Genomic DNA, 11724 nt, shown 5'->3' with positions numbered 1-11724 from the left:
TTTGTAATAAATCTAAAGTATTATAATTGAATACCTATTAGCGTATCTTACATTTCCACCAGAAAATGTTAGTTTACGTACAAAGTTACCCAGAAATAACTTTTAGACTTATTAAGGTTCTCTCATAGCATAGATTACCCAGACTAACCAAGTTGTATACTAATTGTTATGAGTGACTTTATGCAATCTTTAGACTGTATAAAATCATTACTCGTATACTGTTCAAATACCTATAATTTTTACCTTACCCATTTGCCCTTGGCCAAGATTAGCTAGATATTGCATAACCGGTGATTGTTGTAATTTCTGCGTGGCGACCATTTCTGCTTGCTGTAAACGCTGCTTTTGGCGCATCTCCGGGGTACCGCCGCTACCTGTCGCAGTAACCGCTTGCTGACCAATACTGGGGTCTACTTGCAAAGTAATCTGGGTATTGGGGAACTGCTGCTGAATCTTGCCTACTAACTGCGCGAAGGTGGCGTGCAAATGCGGACTGTTCACTCCGGTTAAGAAGGTAGCGTCGCCATCACATAAGCCAGTCATCACGCCTTGGCGAGCTAGTGCCAACTCATCTTCTGCCAGTTGCTTGTTTTCTCGCGCGGTCTGTAGCCAGTAATCCCACTTTTCTACACTCCACTCGCCTGCCAAAGTTTGCGCTGGACATTTAAGTAGGCTACGTGGGTCATCGGGCAATACCGTCAACTCCTGCGTGGGCTCGACTGGCTGAATAGAATCAACGGTCGGTTGCGGCTGTGCTACTGGCGCAGGCTGCTCTAATGGTTGCGACTCAACGATAGGCTCAGGCTGTAAGGTTAACTCAGGTTCAGCTTGGCTAATAGGGTCACTTAGCGTTTCTGCTTCTGCAACCGGACTCTCCATGACTTGCGCATCATTACCCTCTTCTATCTTTTCTTCATACTGGCTAGCCGTAACATCGCTTATGGCACCATAGTCGGCCGCTTGCTGATTATCTACAGCATCAGTAGCTTGGTGGTTAAAATTGTCTGCATTAGCATCTGACTCCGAGTAAGACATTGTTTCTGAATAAGACACTGCTTCTATGTTTTCAGTACTGACAGCCTCTAGCTCTTGAAAACCTTCATTATTAAAAGAAGTATTAGCTAAGCTCTGCGACTCATCAAACGTATTATTTGTATCGTCAGAGACAGTAGGAGTTGTAGCAAGAGGTTCGTCTGCTAATGGAGATTCTATAGCAGGAGTATTCACCTCTTCACTACTTGTTAAAAAGCCATCAGCCTGATTATTTTGATTATCACTTAGCTCATTATCACTAGCATCTGCTGCACTAGTTGTACTGTCATAAGCAGCCGGTTCGCTAGCCGTGTGCGTTATTTGCGGCGTGGCAGCAGTCGAAGCAACAGGCGTAACCGCCACTTCGTTATCACTTAAAGGGCGGAAAGCTAATAAGCGTAACAAGCACATCTCAAGCGACTGCATCGGGGTATTGGCCAGACGTATCCCTTCGCGAGCCTGCACCACAATTTCATAATATAATTGCAAAACTTCAGGGCTAATACGGTTTGCCAGCTCAATAATGGCTTGCTCTTGGCGCTCATCCAGCCCTAGCGCAATCTCCGGCAATAACTGTACTAAGGCCATCTGATGCAGCAATTCTGCTAGGCCATCAAACATACCAGACGCATCTACCATCTGCAGGCGCATCTGCTGGATTTGCGCCGCTACAGCGCTACGATTATTGCTATAGATATCCGCTAACAGGCTAAGCAGATCCGCACTATTAATCAGCCCTAGCATGTTATTAACTGTATCGTCCGTCAGACTGCCTTGACCAAAGGCAATTGCTTGATCGGTCAAAGACAAGGCATCACGCACGGAGCCTTTTGCGGCATTAGCCAGCTGCCATAATGCTGGGTCTGAATAGGTGACGTGCTCTTGCGTTAAGATATTCGCCAGATGCTCAGACAGTAGCACTTGCGGTAAAGGGCGTAATACAAACTGCAGACAGCGCGAGATAATGGTAATAGGTAATTTCTGCGGATCGGTGGTCGCTAATAGAAATTTGACGTGGGCTGGCGGCTCTTCCAAAGTCTTTAGCAGCGCATTAAAACTGTGCGTGGACAGCATATGCACTTCATCGATTAGATAAACCTTGTAACGCCCTTGAGTCGGCGCATACGGCACATTGTCTAGCAGCTCGCGGGTATCCTCCACCTTCGTACGTGACGCCGCATCAATCTCAATCAGATCGATAAAACGCCCTTCATCAATGGCCACACAGTTATCGCAGACGCCACACGGCTTACTGGTCACCCCAGTATCACAGTTTAGGCATTTAGATAAAATACGCGCAATAGTCGTCTTACCAACCCCACGTGTGCCGGTAAACAGGTACGCATGATGCAGCCTCTCATAATCAATAGCATTAATAAGGGCATGCGACACATGGTCTTGCCCAATCAACTCATGGAAGTTTTTTGGGCGGTATTTACGGGCAAGGACTTGGTATTGCTGAGACATAAAGAGTGCCGATTGAGTGAAGGTGAAAAGTGACCTAAGCTTGCAGTAGCGTAGTAGAGAACGCTGTAGAGAACGCTGTAGAGAATAAGACGCTATAGACCTTGCCTACCATACCACTCTTAACGCTATAAGATAAGTATTGAATAGGCAATGGCGTATTTTCTCGGGCATTTTTTGAAGAAAAAAACAGCTATATTATACTGCATTCAAGCCAGTAACGGGGCATTAACCGGCCTCTCCGCTCAGTATTCTAAAACGGCTTAAACTAAAAATGCGCCTGTATTTGCATAAAGGCGCATTCGTAAAATTTTATCAAAACTTTAGTATTATCAGAATCAGACGGCTGCTGACAACCCTACTTGAGCTCTAATATACTGGAGCGCTAATATACTAGCGCCTTGAGCTTAGGACTGAGTTTTGAGCTGCGCAAGCTGGGCATATAGACGTTGCACATCAGCGGTTAATTTGGAACCTTCTTGATGATAAACCTCAATCTGCACTTCCGTATTGCCCGTATCTTTATGAGCGCTAAAGTGCACCCCGATTAAGAACAAATCATCCATCACCGGGTCTTGTAGCTGCGAGTTGACTTCAAACAGCATGTCGTTATATTGCGCGCGTACCGTGTCCGCACTTAAAGCACTGTTAGGGTCTTGCCCATAAAACACCAGCATATAATGCCGACCGAAAGCATTATAAGAATGCTGATGGCGCACATAGCCTTGCTGACGCTCTTCAGGGCTGGACTCAGTATACGCTAGGATTTCTTCCATCAAGCAAGTGCGCGTATACATCGACTCAGCGATTAGCTTTTTGACCAGCTCAGCGGGCAGCGGCTCACCGACTTGATACAAACGCTTGGTGAGGCCATTAATCAACTTATACCACATCGCAGTATTTTTCTGCAGCTGCTCACTCAGCGCTTGCATATGCTCTGTTTGATTGGGCGAAAGCGCTTGCAATAGTCGCGGCTCTACTTCATCTAACAAGCCAATTTCAATCAATTGCTTCTGCACACCAATAGCCCGTTGGTAGAATACCGGCGAGCGTAAGAAGTGCTCGAGTAGCTCAGACTCACTGCTAAAAGTACGCTGCTGTACTAGGCTAGTGCGATGATACTGTAAGAAGCTATTCAGGTCGCTAGGCGTCTGTAGTCTGGTGATGATATCGACGAAACTTTGCAAACTGAATATCTGCAGAACTTGGTCTTCATTGTCCAAATCTAGCACGCACTCTTCGGCAAAGAAAGTGCTGCCAAACTGATGGGTAATCGTATACATTTCCTGATCTTGCTGAATAGACAGCGAGGTCAGACCCACAAAAAATACCGGTTTTTCACTTGCTGGAGAGTCGTTGCCTTTGGTGTTTTTTTGGTAGAGCTGAGCATGCCGTTTAATCTGTTGATTGACGGTCTGTTTTCTGAGCTCGTGCACCTGACTGTTCTGTATTTGCGGACGGCTGGTCTGCAACACATTGGCTTCAATAAGTAAATATAAGGTCGCATCAGCGAATTCAAAGACGTAATCGTAGCCCTGAAATTTATCCGCTTTTTTTATGTCGACGTTGGGTAGTAAATATAAAGATAAAAAACTACGCTGAATCATCATTTGCCAAGGGGTAGGCTGTCCGTTAGTGGCTGTCATAATATCCTTTTTTACTTTGACCCATTCATAAACGCATGAAAATTAAACAAAGAAAAACTGACAAGCCTATAGTGATGCTTGCCAATTTAGCCATTTTAACTATATCACAACTTTAGTCTATTGTTATTAAGTCTTACGCCTATCTAACGCGCATGTCTTTATACTGATAAAGGCGCTACAAATCTGCAGCGCCTTTAACAATAGCCTAATAATGGCCTAAACATGACTTAGTCATTGTTCAATGAGGGCTAAACCGTGACTTAAGCGTCGGTTTTAGGACGCATATGTGGGAAGAGAATCACATCACGGATACTGGCTGCATCAGTGAATAGCATCACCAGACGGTCAATACCAATACCCTCACCCGCTGTCGGTGGCAAGCCATACGATAAAGCTTCGATATAGTCCGCATCAAAATGCATCGCCTCATCATCACCAGCATCTTTTTCAGCGACTTGGCCACGGAAGCGCTCGGCTTGGTCGGCTGGGTCATTCAGCTCACTAAAGCCGTTGGCCAGCTCACGGCCGCCAATGAATAGCTCAAAGCGATCGGTAATCTCAGGATTGTCATCACTACGACGTGCTAGCGGTGAAGTCTCTGCTGGATATTCAGTGATAAAGGTTGGCTGGCGTAATTTATGCTCAGCGGTCTCTTCAAAGATAATCGTATGCAATTTACCGATACCAAAGCCTTCTTTCACTTGCTGCTTTAAAGTATTTTGTGCGTAATCAGCAAGATAGTCGCGGTCATCGATACGGCTCATATCGAAGCCTTCCGCGTGTTCAGCGATAGCATCTTTCATCGACAGACGAATAAACGGCGCTTTTAAGCTAATTTCTTCACCTTGATAAGTGATTTCGGTAGAGCCTAAGATATTCGTCGCCAGTTGATTAAACAGACGCTCAGTCAAGTCCATCAAATCATGATAATCAGCATAGGCTTGATAGAATTCGATCATAGTGAATTCAGGGTTATGGCGAGTAGATACCCCTTCGTTACGGAAGCTGCGGTTAATCTCAAACACGCGATCAAAACCGCCCACGACCAAACGCTTTAAGTAAAGCTCTGGCGCGATACGCAGGTATAACGGCATATCTAGGGCATTATGATGAGTGATAAAAGGACGAGCGACCGCGCCACCTGGGATCGGGTGCATCATCGGAGTCTCAACTTCCATGAACTTTTCATTGAGCATAAACTGACGAATACCACTGATGACTTGGCTGCGAATCATAAAGGTATTGCGGCTGTCTTCATTGGTCATCAAATCTAGATGACGGTTGCGATAGCGGGCTTCGACGTCTGCTAAGCCATGGAATTTGTTCGGCATAGGACGTAACGATTTGGTCAGTAGCGTAAACTCTTCGATATGCACATATAAGTCGCCTTTACCTGAACGACCGATATAGCCTGAGACACCTACGATATCACCTAAATCCAAGGATTTAATATCTGCTAGGGTGGCTTCATCTAATTCTTTACGCGCAACATATAACTGGATACGACCCGTCATATCTTGAATCACGATAAAAGCGCCACGGTTGAGCATGACCCGACCGGCTACTTTAACTTGAGTCTTTTCGCCATTGGCCGCTTTTTCTTCGATTTCTTCTTTTGAGATTCCGTCAAAAGCCTCTTGTAAATCTTGCGCATAATCGGTGCGTTTGAATTTATTCGGGTACGGCTGTTTTCCTGCGGCAGCAATGTCATCCAGCTTAGCTTGGCGTTGGGCAATCAGCTCATTAGTATCTTCCATAGCTGGGGCTTGGTCTTGATTATTTTGCTTTGACATAAGAATCTCAAAATTGTTAGGTAAATAAATAGACTAGCAGCACAAAACTAAGATTTGCGCTGCCAGTAGCCGTTCAATAAATTGCTGCGATAGAGAAAAATGCAATACTGTGCTAATAAGCCCTGCTGCACTTAGTCAGCACCACCAATAGTCGCCATCAAGTCGGCCTGATGCTCGCGAAGTAGCGCATCTAACACTTCGTCTAAGTCGCCTTCCATAATAGAGTCAAGCTTATAGAGGGTCAAGTTGATACGGTGATCCGTCATACGACCCTGTGGGAAGTTATAAGTACGAATACGCTCTGAGCGGTCTCCGCTACCGACCAAGTCACGACGTAACTCATCTGCGGTATCAACCTGCGCCTTCACTTTGGCTTGCTGAATACGTGAAATCAACATCTGCATGGCTTTAGCACGGTTTTTATGTTGGCTACGCTCTTGCTGACACTCCGCCACGACACCCGTAGGAATATGCGTTAAACGTACCGCTGAATCCGTAGTGTTAACGTGCTGACCACCAGCACCACTAGAGCGGAAGGTATCAAAGCGGATATCGGCAGGATTAATATCTACGGTATCATCAATCTCAACGACCGGCATTACCGCAACGGTACAAGCTGAGGTATGCACACGGCCTTGACTCTCGGTCTCTGGGACACGTTGCACACGGTGCGCGCCGGACTCAAACTTCAAGCGGCCATACACGCCAGTCCCTGATACGCGGCTAATGATTTCTTTATAACCACCATGCTCGCCTTCGTTAGCGGATAAAACCTCCAACGTCCAGCCTTGCGTCGCTGCATATTTCTGGTACATGCGGAATAAGTCACCAGAGAAGATAGAGGCTTCATCGCCACCCGTGCCAGCACGAATCTCTAAGAATGCTGGGACTTTATCATTCGGGTCTTTTGGCAACATCATGACATTGAGCTCTTCTTCCATGTCTACAATGGCCTGGCGAGCGGTATCAATCTCATCCTGCATCATTTCTTTCATTTCAGGATCGCTAGCTTCGTTCAGCATCTCTTCGGCATCAGCCTGATCAGTCTCGGCCTGCACGTAGCGTAACCACAAGGCGGTAATCTCGCCTAGGTCGCTATACTCCATTGAGAGTTCACGGAATTTGTCATTGTCGCTAATAATATCAGGGTCGGATAACAGGGCGGTCACTTCTTCATGACGATCGACCATCTGATCTAAGCGTAAGCGTAAGGATTCTTTCATAGGGGGTGCTTTTATTCTGAATATAAAAATAAGACAGCGATTATAACAAACTTTGTGCAGGTTGCTGAAATCCCTTTTAGTAAAGTGTGGTCATAGGGGTGAGATTGCTGGTTATTGTTATTAAATGGCGAAATAATACAGAGTAGTTTAAAAATTCACAGTCCTAATGTCATACCCTAAACGTAAAAAGCCAAGTCAATTGGCTGACTTGGCTTTCTTCAAGATATGGTAAGAATCGAGGTAATAAGAGGCAATGATTAAAAGACGCTATAGAGCAGTTAGAGAATTAATACCTTACTCACTCTGCATCATCCTAAATCCTGCTCAATCACTGCCAAACTTATAGCTTATACCTTACGGACCAGCACTGAGCCAATCGAATAACCCGCGCCAAAGGAGCAGATAACGCCTAAATCGCCTGACGCCAACTCATCTTTATAGCGATGGAAAACGATAATGGGACTGGCTGAACTGGTATTAGCAAACTCGGCAATCACGCTAGGTGCAATAGACTTGTCCGCATCACGACCGACTACGGTACGTAAAATAAGGTCTAACATATTAGCGTTGGCTTGGTGCAACCACATCATTTTCACATCACTAGCGGCCAGCTCATTCTCTTGTAAATGCTCTAGGATAATCTCAGAAACTTTCGGGCACACTTCACGGAATACTTTACGGCCATTTTGTAGAAATAACTTATCGGTAACAGGCTCTTTAATATCAGGATACATGACCGATTCAGCCGCTAGGTACTCAGCGCGGTCCATAAAGCCGTATTCGTTTTTAATATTGGTAGAAAACTGGGAGAACAGCTTACTGTTAATGACTTCATAGCCTTTTGGCGTCTCTAAAGACTCTAAAATCGAAGCAGTAGCGACATCACCAAAGATGAAATGGCTGTCACGGTTGCGCCAGTTCAGATGCGCAGAGGTAATCTCGACGTTGACCACGGCAATACGTTTGCCCAGACCCGCAGAGATACAACCAGCCGCTTGTGCTAGACCAAAGGTCGCTGCACTACAGGCTACGTTCATATCGTAAGCAAAGCCACCGACCATGCCGATAGCATCTTGAATCTCGATAGCTAGGGCGGGATAAGTACGTTGGAAGTTTGAACAAGCTAGGATAATACCATCTAAATCATTGGCTTCTAGACCAGCATCGGCTAGCGCGTCTTTTAATGCTGCGACGCCCATTTCAGCCATGACTGACAGCTCTTCGCCAAGCTTACGAGCTGGGATAACTGGAGCCATGATTTCAGGATTTAAAATACCTGCCTTTTCCATGACATAGCGCGATTTAATACCAGAAACCTTTTCGATAAATTCGGCAGAAGAATGCTGAAGTTCCGTCACAGTACCCGCTGCAATCGCTTCGGCATGCTCAGCATTATAATTGTCGACATACTGGTTAAACGTCTCCACCAATTCTTCATTGCTGATGCTGTAAGGTGGGATGTATAGGCCGGTTCCAGTAATATAGTTTTTCATAAGGGCTTCCTTGGCAGGGTTTAACTTAAGTCTCAAGCAGTAGCAAAATACTAAAGCTACTGAATACACTAGGGATTGGCTAGTGGCGTTGGCGACTAATGAATAACAGCTTAGTGACTCAGCGACAATCAAAGTAGGTGAGTGATTATCAATTATTCTGAGTAAACAGCTGTTAGTGAATGGTTGTATACTTAAAAATATGGCTTTATTATGCCTTATTAATTGTATTCTGCTAATACTTTGTTACAAATAACTGTAATCTACTGAGAATAGCCGAAAGCATGGGCGCTAAAACGCCTAGCCATTTCGTAGACTAAACCAATAATAGCAGCTAAGCCCACTATTACAACTGTGGTTACCCTCAGCATACCTGTCGTTAACAGACTCTTTTTATTAAATATAAACGAGCAATAACTACATACTCTCTCAAAACCTAATGTCCCTACGCTACAGAGTACTAGATAGACAGTATAGGGCTCATTTGCTAGCTTCATTAATAGTATACTAACCCGCGGCTACCAGTCTGGAATATAGCCCACACTAATATGACCATCCTTATATAAAATAACACCAACTTTAAAACAAGCATGTTAATAATATTTAGCTATTGAGAGGCATCATGGCAGGACTTTTTGAATGGCTATTTGGCCAATACGCAACCTATTCCCCCCTATTTATCGGCTTAGAATTGATTGCCGTGGTTTTTGGTGTGGCTAGCGTATTGCTGGCGCGTAAAACCAATATTCTGGTCTATCCGGTGGGTTTAGTAAGTACTGGCCTATTTGTTTACCTACTGTGGGAATGGCAACTGTTTGGCGATATGCTAATCAATGCGTATTATACGGCGATGAGCCTATATGGCTGGTATAACTGGTCGCAGAATAAAAATACGGTAGCTACTGGCACGGATACCGATACGAACGGTGTGACGATTGAGCGCATCCAAGCGCGCGATGTGCCCATCATGCTCACTTTAGCGGTCGCTTCTGCCGCCTTTGTCGCTTTGGTCTATTACCTGCGCCCAGTTATTAATAATGGTTTTAGCTTTGACGGAGCGGTCCTTGGGCTACACTTATTTACTTGGGTCGACTACACTGACATGCTGACTACCGCGTTGTTTTTAATCGCAATGTATCTAATGGCGCTGCGTAAAATTGAAAACTGGTTGGTCTGGATCGTCGCTGACGCTATCTCGGTACCGCTATATTTCTATAAGGGCTATACCTTTACCTCGCTGCAATATGTGGTCTTTACCTTAATCGCAATCTGGGCTTACTATGAATGGAAACGCCGCATACAGCTCCAAGCTGAGCCAGCATACGCCTAAGTCTGTCATTAGCGTCGCTATCCTGGGCGCTGAAAGTACGGGCAAGACGACTCTATGTAAAGATTTAGCTGCACATTTCGGGACCCCTTGGGTTCCCGAATTTATGCGTGAGTATTTGCAAGAAAAATGGGACTCGCAGCAATTAACCTGCACCTTTGATGATTTATTGCCTATTGCAAGCGGTCAGATGACACTTGAGAACACTGCCGCTGCGCAAGAGCCGCAATATCTATTTTGCGATACCAGTCTGTTTGAGCTGATGGTCTACTCGAATTTATATTATGGCGAATGCCCGCAAGCGCTTACTGACGCTGCCCTCGCCCACCACTATGATTTGATCCTGTTAACAGAGGTGGATATCCCTTGGGAGCCTGACGATTTGCGCGATAGCCCGAATGGCCGTGAAGACATTGCCGACTTATTTGCTGCGGAATTAACGCGGCATGGTAAGCCGTTTCGTCGGATTGGCGGTGATAGGCAGGTGCGGGTTGCTCAGGTGGCGGAATGGTTAGCGGATTTGAGTTGAGTTAATTTTTTTATTTGCTTAGGCTATTTTGTTTAAGTAGCATGGTGAGGGGTGGCTTTAGTCCCTCACACGTTAATAATATTGAATTAGGACTCCCCCAAGCCTTAGGGCTCATAAACGAGTTGAAAGTCTTGGTGAGAGGCAAAGTGAAAGTATATGGTTGATAAAAAGGCTGACAACAGAAGTCTCGACTATATCTTTGAAGACAACGTTCCCTATCCTAACGTTGACATGGGCAAGATAACTTTGCCTATCGCAATCGATCGTTCAGGTTTAAAAGAAATATTATTAATACCTCTACTGGGCTTTTTTTTATATGTCTTTGTCAAAGGGCTGCTCATTGAAGGCTTTTCTGGTTTTCATAGTGGCATGATTGTTAGTGGGGTTTTGATAGTTAGCATGTTAATAGGCTTAGCTCTTAGTCTCTATAGGCTGGCCAACCCAGTTGTGCTGATTATTGATAAAGATGGTATCCAATACCGACCGGGTCGTTTTAATCTAGGCACACTTCAGCCAGTAAGTTATGCGAATATTTATGGGGCTTACTATAGTAACTGGCGTACTCGAAACGGTAGATTAATCTCCTATCTCAACCTACCTTTAGTCGATAGCCATCATCAAGCAATGAAAAACCTGACTAAAGACAATCATTTGAAAATAGAGCTGCATCGACATAAAGAGGAGGCTCTACACCTCGTCTCGGTGACCAAGGTATTAATGACCCGCTATCATAAAAGCCATGATTTAGTGGGAAGCTTACCTGTGCTGACTGTCATTGAGCAAAAATAGCTTTGGCTTACGGTAATTTGAGCTAAAAATTACATCCAATTCTCTGCTGCATACCACCCTACGAATATACCTACGGTGCCACCAATTAACCCCATGATTAAGCTTGCCGACGACCAATCACTTGCGCCAAATAAGCTGGCGATAAAGCTACCGGCATAGCCAAAGACGACACTTCCTATTAGCATCATTAAACGGTTCATAACATAACCTTATAAAATAGTATGGTTAATCAATAGGCTATGTTAGCAAAATCTAGTTATGGTCGTTATTAATAATTATAAGGATTAGGTGCAGAATTATAGAAATACGGTAGATACCATCTTGTTAAATCAGAATCAAGTGGTGATATGGGCTACTTGAGGCTGATAAGGCATTTGGTGTTTTATGACACCGAAACAGATATGAACGAGCTTACGCATGGCGGCGCAGAC

9 protein-coding genes are annotated in these 11724 nt (G+C 44.8%); 3 read left to right on the top strand and 6 right to left on the bottom strand.

What is annotated here, in order from left to right; genetic code table 11:
• Positions 1–222 precede the first annotated feature (222 nt).
• From dnaX to ACZ2XM_RS07960, 5 genes are all read right to left on the bottom strand, one after another.
• A complete protein-coding gene (gene dnaX / locus ACZ2XM_RS07980) occupies positions 223–2499 on the bottom strand; it encodes a DNA polymerase III subunit gamma/tau (protein ID WP_490589450.1) in 2277 nt (758 codons plus the stop codon).
• Between the two features lie 404 nt (positions 2500–2903).
• Positions 2904–4142, bottom strand: coding sequence for a hypothetical protein (locus ACZ2XM_RS07975; RefSeq protein WP_490589451.1), 1239 nt, complete (start codon positions 4140–4142; stop codon positions 2904–2906).
• Positions 4143–4402: 260 nt separating this feature from the next.
• The gene (lysS, locus tag ACZ2XM_RS07970; protein ID WP_490589452.1) at positions 4403–5935 is read right to left on the bottom strand and encodes a lysine--tRNA ligase; all 1533 of its coding nucleotides are present in this window, start codon (positions 5933–5935) and stop codon (positions 4403–4405) included.
• Between the two features lie 131 nt (positions 5936–6066).
• A complete protein-coding gene (prfA, locus tag ACZ2XM_RS07965) occupies positions 6067–7158 on the bottom strand; it encodes a peptide chain release factor 1 (RefSeq protein WP_490589453.1) in 1092 nt (363 codons plus the stop codon).
• Positions 7159–7505: 347 nt separating this feature from the next.
• Entirely contained in the window at positions 7506–8651 is a 1146-nt protein-coding gene (locus ACZ2XM_RS07960; RefSeq protein WP_490589454.1) for a beta-ketoacyl-ACP synthase III, read from the bottom strand.
• 619 nt (positions 8652–9270) lie between these two features.
• On the opposite strand from ACZ2XM_RS07960, the gene pnuC reads away from it, so the two are divergent.
• From pnuC to ACZ2XM_RS07945, 3 genes are all read left to right on the top strand, one after another.
• A complete protein-coding gene (pnuC, locus tag ACZ2XM_RS07955; protein ID WP_490589455.1) occupies positions 9271–9978 on the top strand; it encodes a nicotinamide riboside transporter PnuC in 708 nt (235 codons plus the stop codon).
• A complete protein-coding gene (locus ACZ2XM_RS07950; protein ID WP_490589456.1) occupies positions 9929–10504 on the top strand; it encodes an AAA family ATPase in 576 nt (191 codons plus the stop codon). The genes pnuC and ACZ2XM_RS07950 overlap by 50 nt, the downstream gene beginning before the upstream one ends.
• Positions 10505–10660: 156 nt before the next feature.
• Complete coding sequence (locus ACZ2XM_RS07945; RefSeq protein WP_490589457.1) at positions 10661–11293, top strand: hypothetical protein; 633 nt, start codon at positions 10661–10663, stop codon at positions 11291–11293.
• Between the two features lie 29 nt (positions 11294–11322).
• On the opposite strand, the gene ACZ2XM_RS07940 is transcribed toward ACZ2XM_RS07945, so the two are convergent.
• Positions 11323–11493, bottom strand: coding sequence for a hypothetical protein (locus ACZ2XM_RS07940; RefSeq protein WP_490589458.1), 171 nt, complete (start codon positions 11491–11493; stop codon positions 11323–11325).
• Positions 11494–11724 lie beyond the last annotated feature (231 nt).

The sequence above is a fragment of the Psychrobacter sp. CoH-33_TS_01 genome (assembly GCF_058189395.1).
This window is presented reverse-complemented; position numbering and strand designations above follow the sequence as displayed.

Excerpts from the sequence above, each read along its gene's own strand:
- lysS (WP_490589452.1), bottom strand. The coding sequence starts at position 5,935 with ATGTCAAAGCAAAATAATCAAGACCAAGCCCCAGCTATGGAAGATACT.
- ACZ2XM_RS07945 (WP_490589457.1), top strand. The coding sequence starts at position 10,661 with ATGGTTGATAAAAAGGCTGACAACAGAAGTCTCGACTATATCTTTGAA.
- pnuC (WP_490589455.1), top strand. The coding sequence starts at position 9,271 with ATGGCAGGACTTTTTGAATGGCTATTTGGCCAATACGCAACCTATTCC.
- prfA (WP_490589453.1), bottom strand. The coding sequence starts at position 7,158 with ATGAAAGAATCCTTACGCTTACGCTTAGATCAGATGGTCGATCGTCAT.
- ACZ2XM_RS07950 (WP_490589456.1), top strand. The coding sequence starts at position 9,929 with ATGAATGGAAACGCCGCATACAGCTCCAAGCTGAGCCAGCATACGCCT.
- ACZ2XM_RS07975 (WP_490589451.1), bottom strand. The coding sequence starts at position 4,142 with ATGACAGCCACTAACGGACAGCCTACCCCTTGGCAAATGATGATTCAG.
- dnaX (WP_490589450.1), bottom strand. The coding sequence starts at position 2,499 with ATGTCTCAGCAATACCAAGTCCTTGCCCGTAAATACCGCCCAAAAAAC.
- ACZ2XM_RS07960 (WP_490589454.1), bottom strand. The coding sequence starts at position 8,651 with ATGAAAAACTATATTACTGGAACCGGCCTATACATCCCACCTTACAGC.
- ACZ2XM_RS07940 (WP_490589458.1), bottom strand. The coding sequence starts at position 11,493 with ATGAACCGTTTAATGATGCTAATAGGAAGTGTCGTCTTTGGCTATGCC.